General features: G+C 24.6%; 17 protein-coding genes. 9 read left to right on the top strand and 8 right to left on the bottom strand.

Annotation, left to right across the window (positions count from 1 at the left end; genetic code table 4):
• The first annotated feature begins 271 nt into the window (after positions 1-271).
• Entirely contained in the window at positions 272-1,138 is an 867-nt protein-coding gene (gene whiA, locus AC0B4K_RS00910) for a DNA-binding protein WhiA (RefSeq protein ID WP_465103424.1), read from the top strand.
• Positions 1,139-1,184: 46 nt separating this feature from the next.
• Here whiA and rplT read toward each other — a convergent pair whose 3' ends face one another.
• Genes rplT through infC form a run of 3 tightly spaced genes read right to left on the bottom strand, consistent with a single transcriptional unit; the run spans position 1,185 to position 2,393 of the window.
• Complete coding sequence (rplT, locus tag AC0B4K_RS00905) at positions 1,185-1,535, bottom strand: 50S ribosomal protein L20 (protein WP_465101249.1); 351 nt, start codon at positions 1,533-1,535, stop codon at positions 1,185-1,187.
• A gap of 56 nt (positions 1,536-1,591) precedes the next feature.
• Complete coding sequence (rpmI, locus tag AC0B4K_RS00900) at positions 1,592-1,780, bottom strand: 50S ribosomal protein L35 (RefSeq protein ID WP_465101248.1); 189 nt, start codon at positions 1,778-1,780, stop codon at positions 1,592-1,594.
• The gene (infC, locus tag AC0B4K_RS00895) at positions 1,761-2,393 is read right to left on the bottom strand and encodes a translation initiation factor IF-3 (RefSeq protein ID WP_465101883.1); all 633 of its coding nucleotides are present in this window, start codon (positions 2,391-2,393) and stop codon (positions 1,761-1,763) included. The genes rpmI and infC overlap by 20 nt, the downstream gene beginning before the upstream one ends.
• Before the next feature lie 556 nt (positions 2,394-2,949).
• Here infC and AC0B4K_RS00890 point away from each other — a divergent pair.
• The 6 genes from AC0B4K_RS00890 (at position 2,950) to aspS (ending at position 9,241) form a co-directional block, all read left to right on the top strand.
• Entirely contained in the window at positions 2,950-3,558 is a 609-nt protein-coding gene (locus AC0B4K_RS00890) for a hypothetical protein (protein ID WP_465103423.1), read from the top strand.
• On the top strand, positions 3,492-4,133 hold the full coding sequence (locus AC0B4K_RS00885; protein WP_465103422.1) for an IS30 family transposase: 642 nt from the start codon (positions 3,492-3,494) through the stop codon (positions 4,131-4,133). The genes AC0B4K_RS00890 and AC0B4K_RS00885 overlap by 67 nt, the downstream gene beginning before the upstream one ends.
• Positions 4,134-4,283: 150 nt before the next feature.
• Positions 4,284-4,427, top strand: a complete 144-nt coding sequence (locus AC0B4K_RS00880) for a hypothetical protein (protein WP_465103421.1) — start codon at positions 4,284-4,286, stop codon at positions 4,425-4,427.
• Between the two features lie 3 nt (positions 4,428-4,430).
• Entirely contained in the window at positions 4,431-5,711 is a 1,281-nt protein-coding gene (locus AC0B4K_RS00875; protein WP_465103420.1) for a transposase family protein, read from the top strand.
• Between the two features lie 479 nt (positions 5,712-6,190).
• Complete coding sequence (gene hisS, locus AC0B4K_RS00870; protein ID WP_465103419.1) at positions 6,191-7,534, top strand: histidine--tRNA ligase; 1,344 nt, start codon at positions 6,191-6,193, stop codon at positions 7,532-7,534.
• Positions 7,535-9,241 (top strand): aspartate--tRNA ligase, encoded by a 1,707-nt coding sequence (gene aspS, locus AC0B4K_RS00865; RefSeq protein ID WP_465103418.1) that lies wholly within the window; start codon positions 7,535-7,537, stop codon positions 9,239-9,241.
• Between the two features lie 544 nt (positions 9,242-9,785).
• On the opposite strand, the gene AC0B4K_RS00860 is transcribed toward aspS, so the two are convergent.
• Positions 9,786-10,919 (bottom strand): Mbov_0401 family ICE element transposase-like protein, encoded by a 1,134-nt coding sequence (locus tag AC0B4K_RS00860; protein ID WP_465103394.1) that lies wholly within the window; start codon positions 10,917-10,919, stop codon positions 9,786-9,788.
• Positions 10,920-10,960: 41 nt separating this feature from the next.
• The gene (locus tag AC0B4K_RS00855) at positions 10,961-12,235 is read right to left on the bottom strand and encodes an Mbov_0400 family ICE element protein (RefSeq protein ID WP_465103393.1); all 1,275 of its coding nucleotides are present in this window, start codon (positions 12,233-12,235) and stop codon (positions 10,961-10,963) included.
• A gap of 211 nt (positions 12,236-12,446) precedes the next feature.
• On the opposite strand from AC0B4K_RS00855, the gene AC0B4K_RS00850 reads away from it, so the two are divergent.
• Positions 12,447-14,252 carry an HsdM family class I SAM-dependent methyltransferase gene (locus AC0B4K_RS00850; RefSeq protein WP_465103392.1) on the top strand — a complete coding sequence of 602 codons (1,806 nt, stop codon included), beginning with the start codon at positions 12,447-12,449 and terminating at the stop codon, positions 14,250-14,252.
• Positions 14,253-14,255: 3 nt separating this feature from the next.
• Positions 14,256-14,777, top strand: a complete 522-nt coding sequence (locus AC0B4K_RS00845; protein WP_465103391.1) for a restriction endonuclease subunit S — start codon at positions 14,256-14,258, stop codon at positions 14,775-14,777.
• A gap of 244 nt (positions 14,778-15,021) precedes the next feature.
• On the opposite strand, the gene AC0B4K_RS00840 is transcribed toward AC0B4K_RS00845, so the two are convergent.
• From AC0B4K_RS00840 to AC0B4K_RS00830, 3 genes are read right to left on the bottom strand one after another with little or no spacing between them, the layout of a single operon-like run.
• Complete coding sequence (locus AC0B4K_RS00840; protein ID WP_465103390.1) at positions 15,022-19,695, bottom strand: Mbov_0399 family ICE element protein; 4,674 nt, start codon at positions 19,693-19,695, stop codon at positions 15,022-15,024.
• Positions 19,673-20,284: an Mbov_0398 family ICE element protein gene (locus tag AC0B4K_RS00835; RefSeq protein ID WP_465103417.1), complete on the bottom strand. Its 612-nt coding sequence runs from the start codon at positions 20,282-20,284 to the stop codon at positions 19,673-19,675. Before AC0B4K_RS00835 ends, AC0B4K_RS00840 begins: the two co-directional genes overlap by 23 nt.
• Positions 20,284-23,040 carry an Mbov_0397 family ICE element conjugal transfer ATPase gene (locus tag AC0B4K_RS00830; protein ID WP_465103416.1) on the bottom strand — a complete coding sequence of 919 codons (2,757 nt, stop codon included), beginning with the start codon at positions 23,038-23,040 and terminating at the stop codon, positions 20,284-20,286. The genes AC0B4K_RS00835 and AC0B4K_RS00830 overlap by 1 nt, the downstream gene beginning before the upstream one ends.
• Between the last annotated feature and the right edge of the window lies 1 nt (position 23,041).

The raw sequence follows: 23,041 nt of genomic DNA, 5'->3' as shown, positions 1-23,041 counted from the left end.
TCTTAAATGCTCTAATTCCATGATTTTAATGATTGTTCAAATTTTTTTAAAATTTATTATTCTAATATCATAATTCAAAAATTTCAGATAAAAATTGCCAAACCAATATATTGATGTTATATTTTTAAACTTTTATATTGCAGCTAATAATTTGCGTTAATTGTTTATATGGTTTCAACTTTTATAAATATTATCATTAATTACTAATAAAACATAAATATATAACTATGATATAATAAGTAAATTCTATAAGATTAGTGGGGGCAAAAATATGAAAAATAAAGTATCCTTTACATCAAAAATAAAAAAAGAAATCTTAATAAATTCAAAAAAACCTCTTGAAGATTTATATCTTTTAAAAGGTTTGTTTTTTGCTAACTCTAAATTAGACAATGATTACTATACTTTAATTATTAAAAATACTTATATTAAAGATAAAATTATAAATAAAATAAAAAAACTGAATTTGAATTTCCTCACTAAAGATGAATGAAAGCAGAAAATAATGCTACACAAGGACTCGATAAACTTCACTAATATTTTTAACAAAGAGGAGTATTTAACATCTTTTTTTGCAGGAGTATTTTTAGGATCTGGTAATATTTCAGATGTTAATTCTACTTCATACCATCTTGAAATCTCTACCCTATCTTTAAAAAAAAGTAGTCAAATCTTATCCAAACTTAATAAATATAATTTTAATTTCCACTTACTCAAAAAACGTAGCCGCTATGTTTTATATATTAAAAAAATAGATGAATTACTAGATTTTTTATCAGCAATTGCTGCTAAAAAGGCATGGTTTGAGCTTCAAAATGTTAAAATATTGCGAGATAAAGATAATGTTTTAAATAGAATTAATAATATTGATTTTTCAAATCTACAAAAAGTTGCTAATAGCTCAATTAAACATATTGATAATATTAACTATATGTTCGAAAATAACTTAATTAACTTATTTTCAAATGATCAACTAATGTTTTTTAGGCTTAGAATTGAAAATCCGTGACTGTCATTAAATGAATTAGTTTTAATGCAAAATGAGCAAAATGACAATAATATTACTAAAAGTGGTGTTAATCATTGGCTTAGAAAACTTGACAAGGTAGTAAACAACCATAAAAATAATAATGAATAAAAAGTATTGGATTACTCCAATACTTTTATATTATATACATTAGTTATTAAGCATTTTTTGCTAATTCAACTAACATTGAAAAGGTTTTTGGTTCATGAATTGCTAATTCAGATAACATTTTTCGATTTACTAAAATGTTTGATTTTTTAAGACCATTAATAAATTTTGAATAACTAATTCCTTCTGCTCTAGTTGCAGCATTAATACGAGCGATTCATAATTTACGGAAGTTTCTTTTAACTTGTTTACGGTCTCTAAATGCATATGTTCATGATTTAACAACAGCTTGCTTTGCTACTTTATAACCAATTGATTTATGTCCAAAGTAACCTTTTGCTAATTTTAGTCATTTTTTACGTCTAGCTCTTGTAACTGTTCCGCCTTTAACTCTTGCCATATTTTATTTCCTTTCTTAATAATAATTATAAATATCTTGAAACCTTAGTAGCAAGATTAGATTAAAGCTTTAAATCTCTTTAAGTCACTCTTAGACATTAAAACAGATTTACGGGCATGACGTTTTTGTTTGGTTGATTTATTTTGTGCTAAGTGTGAACGGTAAGCTTGTTCTCTTAAGATTTTACCAGTTCCAGTAACTTTAATTCTTTTCTTTAAAGCACTTTTAGTTTTCATTTTTGGCATTTTTTTCTCCTTGTTCAGAATCAGATGAGGCATTAGCAACTCCCTGATTCTTTTCTTTTAAGTATTTAGCGATTTTATTTTTATTGGGTTGGAGATTCATATCTAAAAAACGATCATTTACTAATTTAGGTTCGGTAGTTTTATCGGCTATATCTTCTAATGAAGTAAAGAATCTATCTAAAACCACTAAACCTAAGTCTTTTCTCCCTATTTCGCGACCTCTAAGTTTTACGGATACTTTAATACGATCACCATCAAGTAAAAAATCACGTGCTTTTCTACTCTTAGTTAATAAATCATTTTCACCAATCATTGGTGTTAAACGAATTTCTCTATTTTGAATATTCGTTTGCTTTTCTTTGATTTCTTTTTGTTTTTTCTTACGGTCGTATTTAAACTTCCCATAATCTAGAATTCTAACAATAGGTTTTGGATCAACACTAATTAACACTAGATCCATTTTTTGACTTATTGCCAATTCCAGAGCTTCACCCTTTGTTCGTACACCAACTTTTTCACCATTTGAATCGATAACAAAAACCTTTGGATAAGGGATATCATGATTTACAAAATGCTCTGCAACAGGCCTTTTTCTTTTATCTGAATGATTAATAATTTCTCCTTATTAAAAATAACTTAAAAAGTAATCGCACTCGACCTACCAAAAAGCACCATTATTGATGCATTTAATTGTAGCTAAACCCAAGGCTATAGGGCCATCAGGTGAGAAGTGATTCTACTTTCTGCAATTAAACATATTGCTTATATATTTTAACAAAAAAAGAATTTTATTTAATTTGTTTTTTAAACTTTTTTGTCCAATGACAACTATTTAGGTCCATATATAAATCCCATGGAAAGTGAACTAATTTAATTAAAATATGGTATAAATTATTTATGAGAATCAAACATAACATAGATAAGTACAAAAACTTAACAAACTACGAACTAAAAAAAACAGCAATCTCTCATATTAATTGCTGCTAATATTGAAAAATCTTTATCTCAACTTAGTTTAATTACAAACCTTAGTGTATCAACTGTAAAAAGATTATTAATTGGAAATGTCACATGCAAGTTTTTTGCATGTGACATTGTTTTTGTCTGCCTTGTAATAAAATAGTTGTATTAATAAATTTTAAAAAAATGAAAGGAGACTTTAAAATTATATGAAAAATTTAGAAAAATATATTTGTGTTTTTGACAAATATCGAAAAGAAAATAAATATCAACATTTTAAAATCGAAGAGAATCATAATACTATTTTGAAAATGCAAGGAGCTCTTGAGTCGCATCGAAAATTACGATTAGATCAAATCGATCTAGAACAACTTTATAATATTTTACAAGAACTTTCTGAAGGCTTCTCAATCCAAGAAGTAGCCAAGATTTTTGATAGAGACATTCGAAGTATAAAAAGCAAAATTAAAATTATTACAAATCGCAGACCACTTAGTTTAGATAAACAAAATCGCTATGTTTGCCCTAAGTGCTCAAAAAGAGTAATGCGGGTTAAAACCCTTAATTTTGCAAAGCTATACGAACATTTATCAGGGTATTCGTTTTCGCGACTCTTTTTTGTAAGTGATACAATTAAAGAGAAATGAAAGGCCTACAGAAAATATTGGTATAGTGAGCTTAATACATACAATAAAAATAGAAATAAAAAGAATTTGCAGCAAAAAAAGTTAAGAAATCAGTTACCTATCTTGTGAATTCTTTTAAAAAATTATCCCCTGATGAATTTGCTCCTTCGCCTAGTACAATTTATAAAATAATTAAAAAATACCCTTATTTCCTTGATTTTGACCATATCGTTAAAAAATCTGAAGGCAAATATGGCATAAGGAAGAAGAAACAAACCAAACCTAAAACATTAAAATATGCTACAGAAATTTCAAAACGTCCAGCTTATATTAATGATCGCTCTGAACACGGCCATTTTGAATTAGACACCGTTATTGGTAAAATCAATGATACCTATTGTATTGTGACCATGATTGAACGGCAAACCAGAATGTCTTATGCTATGCTTTCAAAACGCAACTCCAAAGCTATAAAACAAACTCTTGTCAAACTAATCAAGAAACATAACTTAGACATTAAAACTTTAACAGTAGACAATGGTAGTGAAAATGTCTTATTGCACCAGGTAATTCCAACTGAAAGACTATTTAAATGCCAACCATATAGTTCATGACAAAAAGGTTCAATAGAAAATATGCACCGCTTAATTAGGTATTACATTCCCAAAGGAAAAAACTTAGATAAATACTCTCAGCAAGAAATTGATTATATGATGGAAAAAATAAATAACTATCGACAAGTTGTCCGGCAATATAAGATGACCTAAGAAATTTTTAATCACCCGCCTTTGATTGCAATCAAAGGGGCCTTACTTTTGACAAAAGTAAGCAAAACCGACGAGAAAACACTGCCGTGTTTTCTGTTTTCGCATACATTTTTTATGTAAAATTTATGTTAAAATTAAAAGACAATTATTTTGTTAACATCTCGCAAGTGACTTTTCCAAAAAACAACTGTAAAAAGATATAAAAAAATAATAAAAAGTAATCAAGAAATTGACATCAGTCATAAAAATAAAAATCAACAAAGAAGTTGCAAAGTTACCGATTCAGAAATTTAATTAGTGTTTAAAGATTATTTAAAAACATGTGAAATTATTTTAAATAGCATTCTAACAAATAACCAACTTTCGTTTAAAAGTTATTATTATTCAGAATATGGTTCTTTTATAAGGCAAAAAATTTCTTACAAAACTTTGGTAAGAAGATTCAACCAATTAGGATTATTTAATATACATACAACCAAAAGAGGAAGAAAAATAGCAAAAATATCAAAGAAGAAAACTTCACAAGAGACAACATTGCTATTAAAAAAATATTATAAACAAATTAAACAAAATGAAAAACAAAGACAAGTTTTGGGTCTAAAGAAAAATTTAGAATTTGGTGAAATTGTTGAAATCGATGCTCAGCTTGAACCATATTTAAAAAATAATAAACCATTCTATCTTTATCATGCAATTGATGTTGCTACTGGAACATTATTAGCAGCATGATTTGAAGAACAAGAAACAACATTAGGATATCAAAGACTGTTAGAAATAGTATTTAAGAAATATGGATTTCCAAAGAAAATTTATACTGATAAAAGAAGAACTTTTTGGGGGAACGAAAATGCACAAACAATTTTTGAAAAAGATTTAAATAAAAAAGGAATAGAAGTACTCAGTTCTTCTAATCCCAAACATAAACCTCACGTTGAGAGATCTTTTAGAACATCATTAGATCAATACCCATTATTAATTCATGAAAACGGATATAAAGATATTAATGATTTAAAGCAAAATAACGAAGTATTTCAAAATTATTACAACACGAGGAATAAAAAAATAATTTCTAAACATAATGTCTTTCAAAAAGAAGGAAAGAAAAACGGCAATTGAGCCGTTGATTTAGAGATTAATAGAAAAGTTTTAAATGGTGTTGTTAGATACCAAGGTAAAAACCTTGCAGCTTTCGATATGCATGACAAAAGGATTATATTTCCTTATAATTCTGATGTTGTGTTAGTACATTGTTCTGATGATAATTTGTATTTTAAATATAATGGAAAAAAATACTTTGCCAAAGAACCTAATGGAAAATATCTAAGCTTTACAGAAATGTGAGCTCTTGAGAAAGGTTTAGATTATTCTATCCCTGCCGTTGGAAAACTAGCATTTATCCATAAGAAAACAAACTCATTTTTTAAAACTCTTGAATTATACATCTCAAAGTTTAATAGTGTCTCTGTGAATGCACAAGGAAATAACCTTGAAGCCAATAAGATTATGGCTGAGTATTTAGAGATACTTCGAACATTACACAGAAGCATCAATGATGAAATAAAAATTGATGCATATTAATTTTAATATTTTTTAATAAAAAAGAAAATAATAAAAATAGAAAACACGGGCACGTGTTTTCTGGAAGTTTTGCTTACTTTTTCAAAAGTAAGGCCCCCTTGATTGCAATCAAGGGCGGGGGGTTAAAAATCTTTTTGCTTCATTTTGAAATTTTATAGTTAATTTAACAATATGCATAATTATGTCTTAATTTTTTAGACAGTAAAAACATCAAAAAATATATAAATTTTCCAATTTAGTTGCCAAAGAAGAAAAAAATTTTTTTTCTTTGTTTTTTCGTTATCTTTTTTTTTGTAACAAAAGCATCATAATATAAATCAAAAAATAAAAAAATGATTAACCCCAACAGTCTGGGCAAAAAATTAAAAATGTAGTTCAAAAAAGTAGTTATTCTACAAAAAAAGAATTTTATTTAATTTGTTTTTTAAACTTTTTGCTGTTATATTATAATTATATAAATATTAAAATTAAGGAGTTTTATGATAAGTAAAATTAAAGGAACAATCGATTATTCCCCAGAAAAAACACAAATTAGAAATCATATTTTTGATGTGGCTCGTATTTTAGGACAACAGCAAGCATACCAAGAAATTGATACCCCCGTTATTGAAAACCAAGAAGTGTTTTCAAGAAGTGTTGGAGATTCCGATTTAGTTCGTAAGGAAATGTTTCAATTTACTGATAAAGGTAATAGAAATATTGTATTACGACCAGAAGGAACAGCAAGTTTTGTAAGAGCTTATGTTGAAAATAAATGGAACACACTCCCAAATCAAAAATTCTTCTATATAGGTCCCATGTTCCGTTATGAGCAACCCCAAAAAGGTAGATACCGCCAATTCTATCAAATTGGCTTTGAGCACGTAGGAGAAAAAAATTATTTAAAAGATTTAGAAGTAATTTTATTAGCTAATAATCTTTTAAGTGTTTTTGCTAATGATGACTTTACCTTAAAAATTAATACAATTGGCGACAAACAAACAAGAGATAAATATTCACAAGCCTTAAAAGAATATTTTCATCCTTATAAATCACAACTTTCAAGCATTTCCCAAGAAAGACTCGAAAGTGGTAATGTATTACGTATTTTAGATGATAAAATTGATTCACAACTTGGTTTTGTTAAAAAAGCTCCTAAAATTTCAAAATATTTATCAAGTGAATCAAAAACATATTTTGATAATTTATGTAAAGCTTTAAAAGATTGAGATGTTGATTATAAGGTATCAGAGGATTTGGTTAGAGGATTGGATTATTACGATGAAATAGTTTTTGAATTTATTGCAACATCTCGCTCTGATAAATCACAAGCTGCAATTATTGGTGGTGGAAGATATTCTAATTTAATTAGTGAGTTAGGCGGCCCATCTTTGTCAAGTGTTGGTTTTGCTTTAGGGGTTGAACGTTTAATTGACTTTTTTGCTAATAGTGAATCATTATCAATTGAAAACCTAAAAGAAGCAGACCAAAGCACTAAGCTTTATTTGTGTGCTTCAAATAAAGAGGCAGATATTGCTGCCTTAATGAAATTTTATATTGCTTTAAGTCAAATCCCAAACTTCCAAGCTATTTTTGAATTTAGCTTAGTTAAATCTAAGAAAGTGCTTGAAAAAGCAAGCAAATATAATGCTAATTACATTATTACAACCGATTTAAAATATCCAGATTTATTTATTATAAAAAACTTAGAGACTAAAGAAAGAATAACATTCTCAAAGCAAGACGATGGAATTACTGCACTTGTTAATTTCCTAATTAATGATATTGAACAAATACAAGAAGATACTTTAAGTGCTCTGGAAGAACTTTTAGAGGAGGAATAAATGACAAAAAAAATTAATAATAATCAATTAAGAAAAGAAAATATTGGTCAAATTGTGACTTTATATGGCTGGGTAGCAAACAAACGTAAATTTGGAGAATTAAACTTCGTTGACCTACGTGATAAATTTGGTATTACTCAATTACTATTTAATCAACCAATCAGCTTTACTAAAGAAAGTGTTTTAGAAGTAACAGGTAAAGTAGAACTACGGAAAGATATTAATAAAGATCTGCCTACTGGTGAAATTGAAGTTATAGTAAAAGAATATAAAGTTTTATCTAAAGCGGCAAATGAATTACCATTCCAAATTCGTGATGATATTGTAGTTAAGGAAGAAATAAGGCTACAAAATCGCTTTCTAGACTTAAGAAGACCAATAATGCAAAAAACACTTTCATTACGTAATAAATTTATTTTTGCTCTCAGAGAATTTTTGCAAAACCAAGACTTTATGGAAATTGAAACCCCAATGCTTTCAAAAGCCACACCAGAAGGGGCCAGGGATTTCTTAGTTCCTACTCGTAATTTAAATAGTTTTTATGCATTACCTCAAAGCCCTCAATTATTTAAACAATTGTTAATGATTTCAGGTTTTGAAAAATATTTTCAAATTGCCAGATGTTTTCGAGATGAAGATTCACGAAAAGATCGCCAACCTGAGTTTACTCAACTAGATATTGAAACTAGTTTTACTGATGTTCAAGACTTTCAAACATTGATTGAACAAATGTTCCAATATGTTATGAAAAAAACAATGAATGTTGAAATAAAAATTCCTTTTGAAAGAATTGCTTATGATGAGGCTATTTCCAAATATGGAAGTGATAAACCTGATTTACGTTTTAAAAATCATATTATTGATATTAATGATTTTTGTGCTGAATCAGATTTTAACATTATTAAAGAAGCATCAAGCAAAAGATTATTAAAAATTTCTGAACAAATAAGTAAAAAACAATTTAAATCATTAGAAGAAATTGCTAAGAAAAATGGAGCAAATGCCTTGTTTTACTTTGTTGTAAATAATGGAGAAATAGACCATTCAAACTTTGCATCAAAAGTATTCGAGCCCGTTCAAAAGTTAATTAATAGCCAAACAAAACAAGATGGTACATATTTAATTGTTGCTAACACTTACCAAAAGGCATCACAGTCCTTAGGTGCTTTAAGAACAGAATTAAATACATGATTCAATTGAGCATCAAATGAATATGCATTTAAATGAATTATTGACTTTCCTATGTTTGAATATGATCATGAAACAAACTCGTGGGCTGCAGCACATCACCCATTTACACAATTTAATCATTCATTAGAAGAAATTAGTGAATTAGATAAATCACAAATCAAAGCTAAAAGTTATGATTTGGTTTTAAATGGTTTTGAGCTTGGATCAGGATCTGCCAGAATCTTTGATCAGGAAACTCAAAAAACTGTTTTTGAATTAATTGGAATGGATGAAGAAACACAAAAATCTAAATTTGGGTTTTTTCTAAATGCATTAGAATATGGTGTTCCGCCTCATTGTGGTATCGGTTTAGGAATTGACCGAATTATCATGATTTTATCAGGTCATAGTAGCATTAGAGATGTTATCGCCTTCCCAAAAAATTCTAAGGGTGAGGATATCTTTACTGGTGCACCATCAAATGTTGCACAAGATCAATTAGATGAAATTTATTTAACTATTAAAGATAATAAGTAAAATCAACCTATTTAAATAGGTTGATTTTTTACATTTAAATTAATCATGCTGCATGTAATAAAATTCATGATATAAATGATAATAAATTATATATAACTTAAAAAAAAGGCAGCGGCAGAAAAAGGGGTGGTATAACTAAACACTATACTCTGTATAAAAATTATAACACAATCATAATTTTTCATAACTGCAAAATTTACAAAAATTAAGCAAAAAAAGAAGTGTATGCACTTTTAAGCTTTTTTTGCTTAATCAAGTTTAATACTTTGTATTAAACTACACGTACTCGTGCGCGCACACTTTAAAGTGTCAAAAAACACCGCATGAATTTCTAACGAAAATGCTTTTTTTAGTTTCTTTACCATATACATAGTATATGGTATTTTATTATTTTTTCCGTATGCACTTTTCACTACACTTTATAAAAACTGTATTGAAAATAGTATACACTTTTACATACACATAAAATATTATATATATTATTAAATAATATATATAAAAAGTTTTAAAAATAGCATACTTTACTGTATGTATTTTGTATACACTAATAAAAATCAAAACTAAAATTCTTATTTTTTAGTCTGATAAAATTTTTACAATTGTTTCAACTAAATAAGCTAAATCTTTTGAAAATAGGGGTTTTTATAAAGTGATTTATATAACTTTCTGCTCTTCCACCATTATAATTTTTTCTCAAAAATGTATTAAAAATGTACTCTTCATTTTCAGAAAAAGTCTTTAAAAATCCTCTTAGTTCTTTTATTTTTTTAATAAAAATTTTGTGAATTTTTAGATAATTTATTAAACTTTTTAATACTCTTTTAAACTCTTGAAAATTCATTTTTTCTAAAAAATTGTTCATTATTTTATATAAATTTTCTACTTGAAAATGTTTTGAAAATTCGCAATTTTTCTTATTTTTTGTTTTATTAAAACCAAAAATATTAAATAAATTTCTTTTAAAATGGTATAAATCATAATACCTTTTTACCCCTAATTTTTTTGAAATAGTGTTAATAAATCTTGCTCCGTCACCACTAATTATTACTTTATTTTTATCAAAATATTTACCAAAAAACTCCTTTATTTTATTGCAAATAAAGTCTAAATTTTTATATTCTTCCTTAAAAACTAAACTATGTTTATTGTTATTTTTATCGACTAAAAAAACATTTCTTATACATCTTTTTACTTTTTTACGACCCAAATTTTCTTTAAAATAGGTATCATCAATATGAATTTCTATCCTGTTTTTAATATCTAATTTATTAGAATTTTTATTAAACTTATAAGATAAATTGCCTATTTTTAAGTGATAATCTAACACATATTTTGGTATTAATTTTTGATTATTTTTCTTCCTTCTAGTTCAAATTTGTTTATTAAATTGGTTGTAAATATCTTTGTAATAATATTTATTTTTACCAATTCTTTTTGTTTCTTCATTATGATAATAAGTAAAACTTTTACCAGTACTTTTATCAGTATATACTCCCAATTTATATTCAAAAACATCACCATTTATTATTATTTTCCGCCTTTTTATTTTCTTTACTTTTCAGTTCTTAAATTCAGTTTTTTCTAATCTAATTTTGGATCTAAAAATATATTCTTCATCATTTCAATTTTTAATCATTTTTTGATTATCTATTTCAACTCAATTTTCAAATTTGCTCATATAAAAATTTTATAAAAAATAGCACTCTTTAGTGCTAAGTTCTACCTTGTAAAGGATTTCACTTTTTCTCGCTGATACTCCAAAATATCTTCATATCATTCTTCGAAAACTTTTTTAAATTTTTCTATTTTATTTACATTCTTAGAATTTCTAATAGATAAAATTTCATGAGCTAAATCTTCATCTTTTTTTTCTTTAAGAACCCATTTTTCTTTTAAAGCTGAATCTAATTTTTCTTTTGTGCTATAAATATTTTTAGCTTCTAATTCGTTTTTAGCTTCTGATTGAATCGCTTCTATAAAGCTAATATTTAAATCATTTTTTATATTTTTATTAACTTTATTTACTATTTTTTCAATATCTTCTTGAGCAAAGCTATTTGATGATAAATATATAGTTTTATTTTTACTAAAATTATTAAAATCTTCTTCACTAATTTTAAGAATTGAAGTTGTATCAATAAATTTTTGAACTTGATTATCATCTTTATTCATCGTAACTAAAATATGATTATCATTCAATTCTCATGTTTGACCTCAATAATCCATTTTATCACGCATTGATAAATAATATTTTTCATCATCTGAATCACATAAAATTAAAGCTTCATGTTCCATTTTTTCTTCAAACTCATTAAATATAATAGAATTTTCTTTCAATTCCTCTCTTAAGTAATATACATAATACTTAAATTCCTCCCTTACAGCATTTTTTATATTTTTAACTTCATCTTTAAAATCTTCATCAGTATTCCTATTTTGAATAACGTCATCTATAAATTCTTTATATTTTTTAGATTCTGATGGAGATAATGTCATTTTTTGAAAATCATAATCTAATAGTTTTTTTTCTGAATATATCATATAAGACTTAAATACTTTATCCTCATCTTCAAAAACTAAACTAACAGAAACTTTAGGAGGTTCTTGAGATAAATTTTCATATAATCCATTATAAATTTTTGTTATATCTTCATGACTTAGATCATCGCTATCTAAATAAATTACATCATTTTTATTAAAGACTTTTTCAAAATCATCTTTACTGATTTTAAATATTTGTGTTAAATCTACATAGCTATCTTTGCTTGGTAAACCTTTTTTTCGTTTTGTAATTAATATTTCATCATTAATTGGTTTTTTTAATCTTCCTTTTTGATCATAAACACTTCTTGATTTTACATAGTATAAATTATCAAAATAATCACTAAAAACTATCACTGGATGATATTTTATTTCTTTTTCAAACCTATCAAAAATAATTGATTTTTCAGTTTTAATCATTTTTCTTTTTAAGTCATCTCTATCTCAAACCATATCACTCCTTAATTATAAATTTTTATTTATAATTAAATTATAAAGTTTTTGTAGAATATTAAAAGAAATTAATTATGTTTTTTATACAATTGCTTTATAATTCTAATGTAACATCTTGAGTGCGTGCTCATTATGCGTATATGTATGTGTGCCCCCGCACACGCACACACTAAAAAATGTTTATTTAACTATAGATTGGATTAAGGAATTAATGATGAAAAGATATGATTTAATAGAAAATTTAGGTAGAAGATATCTTAAAAGTAACATTGAAAACGACGAATGGTCTTATAAAAGAGATAATGATTTAATCACGACGGAACAAGTTAATAATTTTTTAAATGGAATTAACGGAACAGAGCATTTTAAATTAGATTTAAGATTTGAGTATGAAAATTTAAGTATTTTAATAGAAACAAAAAAGAATTCTTCGACAAGAAACAAAAATAAACGACAATTAGAAATTTATTTTGAATTAGAAAAAATAATAAGACCAAGAAATCACATAATAGCAGTTTTAATTGATTTAGATGAACCGAATTTTAATGAAAGCATTAAGTATAATGCTAATAACAAAACTAAAGAAGAGTGAAATGGTTTTAAACCAAATAAAAAAATATTTGAATATTTAGATGAATTTAGTAATAAAAAAAATGATAAAAAAGAAGTTATTAAAAATACTCTTCAACTAAATGAATTATTGCATAAGCGAGATATAAAGGAAAGTATAAGGGCACAATTTGTAGGTTCTTGTTTAGTTGCTTTAAATAAAGAAGGTTTTGATTTAGAGACCGAATTAAAAAGGGCAAACAAAACAACATCGTTTTTATTAGACGAAATTGCTAAAATCATTTCTTCTAAAATTGATAGAAATGTAGAAAAAGAAAAGAAAATAAACCTTCTCACTGATGTATTAAAAGAACAAGACTTGCAAAGCTTGGAATTCCAATATCTAGAAGAAATTTTAAAATTAATAAATTTTAAAATTATCCCTTTTATAAATGATAAAACAAATCAAGGTGAAGATTTGTTAAATCTTTTTTTTACAACATTTAATAAATATGTTCAAAAAGAGGATAAAAATCAAGCTTTTACTCCTTCTCACATAACAGATTTTATGTCAGAAGCAATCGGGATCAACGGTGATAGTGTAGTCTTGGACCCTACATGCGGCTCTGGATCATTTTTAATACAGGCCATGATGAAAATGTTAAAAAACGAAGAGGATCCTATAAAAAGAGAGGATATCAAGCAAAAGCAAATATTTGGAATCGAAATTGAAGAGAAAGCATTTGCTTTAGCAGCAACTAATATGTTAATTCATAAGGATGGAAAATCAAACATAATTTTAGGAAGTATGTTTGATGATAGAATTATTGATAAAATAAAAGATAAAAAAATTACTCATATTCTTATGAACCCTCCATTTAATGCTAAAAGAATGCCTAAATCAGCACCAATTAAAAAAAATACTGGTATGGATGTTACAAAAGGGTTATTTTTTGTTTATTCAATAGCAAGTAAAATAAAAACAAAAGGGGCTTTGTTGGCTACAATATTGCCTTTATCCGTCGCGATAGGGAATGATGAAAAAATCAAAAAATATAAACAATTGATGTTAGAAGAACATAGTTTAAAAGCGGTGTTCAGCATGCCTAACGATATTTTTCACCCTGGTGCTTCAGCTTCAACATGTATTATGATTTTTGAATTAAATATAAAACATAACCCAAAAATTCCGACTTTTTTTGGTTACTATAAGGATGATGGTTTTTCTAAGAAAAAAAATATGGGTAGAATTGAAAAAGAGGAATGGAATAACACCAAAAATAGATGATTAAGTGCTTACAAAGAAAATAAAGAAATCGATGGATTTAGTGTTTTGAAAAATGTAGATTATAAAAATGAATGATTAGCTGAGACATATATGAAAACTGATTTTTCATTATTGCGAGACGAAGATTTTATAAAAACCATAAAAGATTTTATTTCATTTAAAGTTAAGGAAGGAATATAAAATATGCACATAAATTATGCTAAATGAAAAGAGTTTTTAATAAAAGATTTATTTCAAGTACAAAAATCTAAAAATTATACTCAAGAAGATATTGAAAATAGCATAGGCGGTCAAATCCCATATATAACAAGAACAGAGAATAATAATGGAGTAAAAACATTTATAAATAATGATGATGAATTATTTAATTTAGAAAAAGGTAATTGCATAACTATTGGTGGAGAAAGTGCGTTAGCATTTTATCAACCAATCGATTTTGTTAGTGGAAATAATATTTCTAAAATTTATTTAAAAAATAAAATTTTAACTGAAAATATTGCTCTATTTATTTGTACTTTATTAAATAAAGAAAGGTATAGATATAGTTACGGAAGAGCCTTTAACATTAAGAACATAAATAAAACAAGATTGTTGCTACCAACAAAAGAAGATGGTAATCCTGATTGAGATTCTATAGAGTCATACATGAATAATCTTAAAGACCAGGAAAAAACAAAAATTCATTCAATGTTGGAAAAAATGTAAATAAATTACCATAAAAACATTTGAAAGATATTTTTTCTAGATATAAAATAAAGTATGACAATAAATTTTTATAAAAAATAACAATCGTAAATTTAAAAAGTGATTGTTATTTTTTATATTAAATTTTTCAAATTAAAATATCTAATGCTCTATTTATAAAATATATTATTTAATAAGTTATTATCAATTGATAAAAATGGAAAAACTTATATAGAATATAGCTACGATTTTATTTCAATGTAAATTATTTAACCCTTTGTTTATTCATAAATTTAGGAAGTTTTACACCTAATTTTCAACCTCATTTTTTAGCTAAAATTTTAGCTACAAAAATTAATGAAATCAAAGATGCTATAATTCCTAAACCTAAAAAACTATATCCTACTATTCTTTTTGTTTGTTTAACTTTTTCTTCATCAGCTTTGTTTGTCACGGGCTTATTACTTTTGTTATTTTCTATATCTTTTTGAATTGTTTTTTCTATATCTTCTTCATTAACTTTTGGATTGTCATTAATATTAGTTATTGTTTCTGGATTTCTTTCGATTGGTAATCCTGATTCATTAATTTCTAGATCTTTATTAATGTTAGTTATTGTTTTTGGTTTTTTATCGATTGGCAATCCTGATTCATTAAACTCATTACTTTTTGACCTTGAATAGTAATTAGCTATACCACCATATCCATAATTAAATGATTTTTGTTTGATCGGTAAGATTATAAAACTCTTATAAAAAACTACGTTTTCTAAAAGTTTATCATTTAGACTTTCTAAAATAGTTTCTTTATGTTTATTTAACTTATTTATTTCTTCTATTTTAGTTGGTATAAATGGTATTAATAAAGATTTCTCCTTATCAATAAATTTGTTGTTTTCTATTCATTCTTTTGCTTCTTTTATTTTTAATTTGAGTGATTCACTTTTAAGTTCCGTGTTTTCGAAATCAATTAATAAATCTAATCAATAAATAAAGCTATTATTTCCAAATATTAAGTAATCTTGATATTCTCTTAAGTTAATCTCATTCGCTGTTTCATTAATGAATTTAATTGCTTTGTCTTTAACATCAAAAAGCCTATCTTCATTTAAAGATTTTTGTTTACTTAGTAATAAGCTTGTTAAATCATTTAAATTAACAATATCATTCTTTCCTACATTTCTAAACACAATCTCTTTATTATTTAAAATATTGGCATTTTTACCAATTAAATTTAAATAAACATCACTATTATTATTTTTCAATTTAGCTATGACAGTATCTAAATTGCTTATTTCTATATCTTTATTTAAATTGATTTTTATCGGAGATTTAACATTATATTCTTTTAAATAATCTACTATTACTTTAATAATAGCTTCTTTTATTTTAGTTTCATAAACTCTGTCTACTAATTCTTCATCAACTCCAGCATCAATTTCAAGTTCTTTTCTAACTTCTTTTTTGGCCACATTGATAACGTTATTGAAATTAAGCCCATTAAATATGTCTTTAATATCTATTGGAGGATAAATAATTTGATTTGCATGATTATCATACTCAAATCTTAAATTAGAATTTCTATATTTACCTATTCCTCTAATATTAATATTTTTTGTTAAATAGTCTTCTTGACCTTCTTGTTCAATTTCGACCTTTCCGGCCTCTTCTATAAATAATTCAGTACTTCTTGAACTTGTAAATTCTTCTATATAATAATCCTTATCATAAATAAGTGGTTTCATTTTGTTTGAATTAGTATATTTATCAATTTCTTTAATAACAAAGGATTTTACTTTTTCTATAATTAAATCTTTTTGTTCTTTAACTAAACCATTTAATGATAGCTTTTTTCAATTACTTGTATTTCCAAAAATATTATGGCTTAAAGCTTCGTTATAATCCTTTATAGCATATAAATTACTATTAATAAATTCTAAATAATATTTCCTAATATCATCATAATTTAAATTAGTTGCTGTTTCTCTAAATAATCCTTTATTATCAATGAGATATGTTAAAAATGAATTTGCTAATAAATTATTTTTAATATCTCAAAAATTAAAAATAAAATCAGATAAATCGACTTTTGAGTCAAGACCTTGAAAATTAATTTTAATATTTCTGTTTTTAATTTCCTCTAAGAAATAACTATTTGGTTTGTTGTCTTTATCCACTAGTATAAGTTGTATGTTGCTTATATTACTTTCGGAGTTCGCTATAATAACATATATCCCTTCATTAGACATATAAGAAGCCTGGCTTTGGCCTTTTAATGCATCTATCTCATTAATTTCAGGTACTTCAAGATTATTATATGTTTCACCTTCTTTTGATAATAATTTAATAACAAAATAATTTTCAACTTTATCATAATTATTAGCGAATAAATTCCTTAAAGCTCCTTTACCTAAAACACTAGCTTCTGCTATAACTCCATATTTAAAATTAATATCTAATTTAGGATATAGAAAATGCATTCTTTCTAATACTGTATCTGAAAAAAGAGAATTATCAATATAAACAATTTCTTTTTTTGTTCCAGTATTTGCATCAATATAAGGATCATATTTTGGATTTGGAATAGGATTACCATCTTTATCTTTAATAGCCCCAATTTCATTATAAAGATATTTACTGATTAAATCTTTATGATCTTTATTATTTTCAGGATCTCATGCATAAAATTTAATTTTTTGATTTAAATCAAAAGAATTAATTACTAGCACGATTTTATATGTATTTTCTATAATGGTGTTGTTTGAACCTTTTTGATATTTTACAACTTCAATGAGATATTCATTTTTCTTGTGTGAGTTTTCGTCATTCACATCATTTTCATCATTTTCATCAAATTTAATTCTCTGATTATCATTTATATCACTTCTATTATCTAGCATATTGTAACTAAAACGTCTATTTAAAACATCAACACGTCTTTTATTTACAAATACAATTTCTGTTTCTTCTAAATCCGCTTCATATTTCAAAGTAACCGGAGCATTTACAGAAAATTTACCTCCATAGTTTTTAGTATGATCAGCATTCTCTATTCTTACTAATTTGTCCAAAACTAATTGATTATGACTATTTCTTTCGTTTTTTAAATTTAATAAATTAAAATTCTTATTAATTACATAACTTGTATTAAATTGTAATTTTTGAGAAATATTTAAACTACCACTAGTTCTTTTAAATAAATCAGAACTCTCTGTTTTTATTTTAACGTCACTATTTAATAAAACTCCTGAATCACTAAAATAACTTTGTAGCATTGAAAGCATTATAAAAGGTATATTTTTTGAATAGTTTGTATTATCAAAAAAAGTAAATTTATTCCTATTTAAATCACTAATTACATTATTTGTAAGTCTAGTTTTATAACTAATTCCATTGTACTTAATATCATTAATTCTTACGCTTAAATTAATATTTTTTTTATTGTTTAAAACAATATTATAAACATATTCAAAACTAATTTCTAACCCTTTATAATTTAATTTAAAATTTTTATTTTGTATTAGTTCATCTAATTTTTCTTTGTTAGTTTTGCTGCCCACGAATATTGTTTTATCAATATTATCATCTAGATTTGAATCTTTACCCGAATCCGAAACTAAAATAATATCATTGTTAGAGTTTATTCAACTTTTAAATATCCTATAATCATGATCAACATTATTAAAATTAGCTAATACATATATTAAAAATTTAAATTGTTCCTTAGGTATTCCATAAATTTTATTAAATGAAATATTTGTAGTAGTGTTTTCTGTAATATTAATTGTTTGTCATCTTTTGTCATGTGTATTAAAGTTAAAAGAATTAGTATCTTCATTTTGATCTATTATTTCTAAATAATTTATATTAAAGTTCACAGTTTTTTCAACATCACTAAAACTAAAATTTTGGTTTAAATAATTATTAGCTTGAGAATTAAAATATAATAAGTTTTTATGATAAACAACACCGTTATTATATTTAATCATTTCATTTTGAGTTTGGTTTGATAAGGTAGAACCAAAAAATAAATCTCTATTTAAATGATTATTTGCTAAATATATTTTATTATTTGTTTTATCAACATAAAAGTTTTGTGCAACTTCTCTTTCTGTTCAATAAACATTTTCAACTCTTCCTGCAACTGGGTAATAAGAGTTTGAACTAATTCTTCTTGTTCCTATAACTCCATTTGGAGCTTCTTTGTATTTTCAATTATTGATATTTGCAAAATGCTCTAAGGTTCTTATATTAGTATTTTTTGATAATACATAATTCTCAAATTCTCTTAAATTAAATGTATATCTTGTTTCATATCAAGTACTGTTATAACTTCGTTCAATTGGTCTTACACTTTGAATAAAGCTACTAAATTGTGTTTTAACTTGATTATTACTATTTGTAAACCTACTTAAATCATATTCTTTATATCTGTCCTTGAAATAATAATAATTACTTGCTGGCGAATAATAATGGTGTGGTTTTGTTCAAATTCGAGAATAATTTATTAAACCATTTTTAGATATATCGCTTCCGTTAATTCTTTTATTTGTAGATTTGTTTGATAAATTAAAAAATCTTACATCATCTAATGAAGTATGATTTATATAGCCTTGCTTATATCCTTGTGGTCAAAAAACACCTGGATTTGATGAACTAAAAGCAATAGAATTACTATAATTTTTAGTGTAATTTAAGTTATCTAAAAAGTTTAAACTTTGACCAGCATTTACTATATTATTAAATTGCTTTATATTGCCATTACTATCAAATAAGTTATAATAGCTTATTTTTCAAGTATTTCAATTATTCTCGATATGTTTGTTAGAATTTTTTTGTTTATTTACAGTTACATTTGAAACAGATAAAAAAGGTAAAGATAAAATAGAGACATTACTTGCCCCTATTAGTATATTTTTAAATATTTTTCTCTTTTTCATCCTCTACCTCACTATAAATATCATCAATTATATTTTCATCATTTTCAAATTCTGTTTGATGATATCTTCCAAATGTTTCTTGGTATTTTTTATTTGCTTTTGCAATTTTTTTCATTAAAGCTTCATTATCTTTTTCTAATAAGTCTTTAATATCTTTGAAATATTTGTTCTCTTTTAATAAACTTCCTGAAATTTCTACTAAATCTTTCTCAACATCAAATTCACGAGCGACTAAATTTATTAGTAGATCTAATTTTTTATTAATAATATTTTGTTCTAATTTAATATCTAAAATAGTATTATCTATATCTTGCTTAAAAGGTGCCATGGAAGCAAATATTGCTTTTCTTAAATAATAAAATAAGTCATCTTTTGTTTTTCTAAATGCATCTTTTTTAGAAGTATTATTAACTTCTTTCATAATAATATTTCTTATTTCACTATAAGCAGTTTTTTTGTTATTTTCCATTTCCAATTTTCATTGTAAATACTTAGTAATATCATTTCTGTCTGTTATACGAGTTTGTATTACTAAACCTTCTTCCAAAGCTTTATCTGAAATTTTTTCTAATTTTGTTTTTCTCGCCATTAATATCCCTTCTTAAAAAATAATTCTTTTTCATATTCTGAATAATATAGTCTTAGCTTTAATCTAGTATTATTATCTACACTTAATAAAACTTTTCCTTTTTGTTTTTGAGCCAAATACATTATTTCGTTTTTTAATAATTGAGATGAATTTTTATATAAAAGTTGTACTGCTTCAATATCTGCATCTTTTAAACCAAAAAATACAGAATAATTACAATTTTGAATAATTCTTGAAGCACCTTCAACTACTAATGGGCTTGTTTTATAATCACTAGGATTTTGTGTTGTGTGTATTGTAGAACCATCAAATTTCCTAATTGTTTTAGTAATTTGAGTAATGTAATCCAGAGTTGTTTGGTTATTTGCATCAATATAAATATGTTCTTCATCAATAGTTAAAATAGTTCTAGTAATCAATTTATCTATTTCTTCAGCTGATAAGAGTTTTAAATTATTTTCAGTCATATATTTCAATTTATTTTTTTCATTTTGAACAAAATTATCATAAATAATTTCATTACATATATTTAGAACAATTAAAATACCTAATCTTGCTGAAATTGTGTCACTTGTATCAACAAGGTTTTTCATATTAAAGACAATTAAATCATTTTCAAGTTTTAAATTAGTTATTCCATTAAATAAATTTTGATATCTCCCGTTATCTTCGAAGTTAAACATAAATAATTCAACAAATCTATTTAAAAGTTCTTCTTTTCTTTTTACATCATATAAGGCTTTACAATTATATTTCTTCATATATGTTATAAAATCTGAGATTGTTTTTCATTCTTCATCCTTAATTTCTTTGATGTTTTTAAGATTATAAATACCATTTTCTTCATAAAAATCTTTTAAAAGTTTTTGTAAAAAGCTTCATTCAATTTGCGGTAAATTTCACATAATATTAAAAAACTTTTCTAAGAATGATAAATGAGCATTTATTAATAATTTAATATCTATATTTTCAACATCATCTTTAATAGCATTTCTTATTTGTAAAATATTAAAAGTTGTATTTATACCTGAACCCATATCAACAATTGAACCTTTAAATTTTGATGCAAAAGATGAATATTCGTCTTGCGGATCAATAATAATTGCTTTATTATTAATTGCTAAGTTTGAAGCAATAATTTTTTGAACTAATGTTGATTTACCCATTCCACTTGTCCCTAAAATTATCATATTATGATTAGATCTATTTAAATGTTTTAAATCAAATATATCTAAGCTAATAGGATTTAAATTTTCTGTAATTCCTAACAATAAATTTTTATTATCATTCAACGTTTCTGTTATGAATGGATAACCACCAGCTAAATTTAACGAACTCATTTGATAAGCTTCTTTATCTAATTTATAATTTATACTTAATGAACTATCTACAAAAGCTTCAAATTGCTGGAATGTTAAATTATTAAGTAATATTCTATTTTTTCTTAAAATTTGTTCATTTTGTTCTTCTATTTCTTTTAATTCTTGTAAAGTATTAGCTTCATTTATAATTAAGAAATTTACATCTAAAAGTGAGTATTCATCTAAATTTATTTGATTAATTAATTCTAAAACTGCTGCATCATCTTTTTGGTGTCTAGCAATTTGTGTGATTTTTTCATCTGTAATTAAATCATTATCAATATTCATTTTAGCTTTATCTAATAATTTATTTGTTTTATCAAAATCTGTATATGGATAATTATTTCAAATAACTTTTGATTTTGTATTTAAAATATCATTTATTCACCCATTTTCTAATGTTGTAGGCAACTTGCTAATTGCTTTAATAGACATAAATTTATCGTTAATTTTTATGTATTTCTTATTAAAAATTACTTCATTATAGTTAAATAATTCATCTAAGAAATCTACATTTTCTTCAATAAAAAATTTATCTTTGTTTTCTTCAAAATATTTTTCGATATCTTTATCAGTTACCCCAAAACTTCTATATTTGTTTAAAAATTTTAATAAATCAACACCTTCAACTTTTTCTAAACCTATTTTTGAAGCATTAAAATAATTGAAAATGCCTTCTGCCTCAGTTGCTAATAATTCAAAATTAGGTGCATTAATAATTAAATAATAATTATTAACTTCAGAGTTTGCTTTAATATTTTCAAAATCATTAATATTGTTATTAATGTATTCTTTATATTCTTCTTTTATGTTTTTGGTTTTTATGAAATTTATATTTTGATTGAAGTTAATATCTTCATTTAAACAAACAAAACTAAATTTGTTCTTAAACATATCTAAACTTCTCGCTAAATTCTCCACATAAGCACTTTGTGTTTCTGGATCTTCAGATCAAATATTATTTCCGTGAATTTTAAAAACAACAAACATATTGTCATTTATATTAGTTTTAGCAATTAAAGAATCTCCCAAAACTCTTTTGTTTAAAACAACATCTATCCCATATAATCTAGAAAACGGATTAAGTTCATTTGTTTTTCTATCTCTTTTTCTTTTTGAATATTTTTTAGGTGATAACCAAAAAATAAATCCTCTTCATAAAATGTTATAAACTTTTGCATTGTTTTTTGAGGAAGGTAAAATTAAAATACCAAATAATATTACAAATATTAAAAATGTTAATCATTTAGCTCATTCAATCCTTAAATCTAAAAATATTAAATTAGCTAATCCCATTGAAATTGTAACTACTATAAAAAATTCTAATGCATTTTGTACAGTTAATCACTTTGTTAATCTTGTTTTACGTCCTTTTAATCTTTTAGGTTGTAACATA

It is taken from the genome of Mycoplasma sp. 11548, from assembly GCF_055523555.1.
Note: the sequence above shows the minus strand (reverse complement) of the source record. Positions and strands in the feature narration are given on the sequence as shown.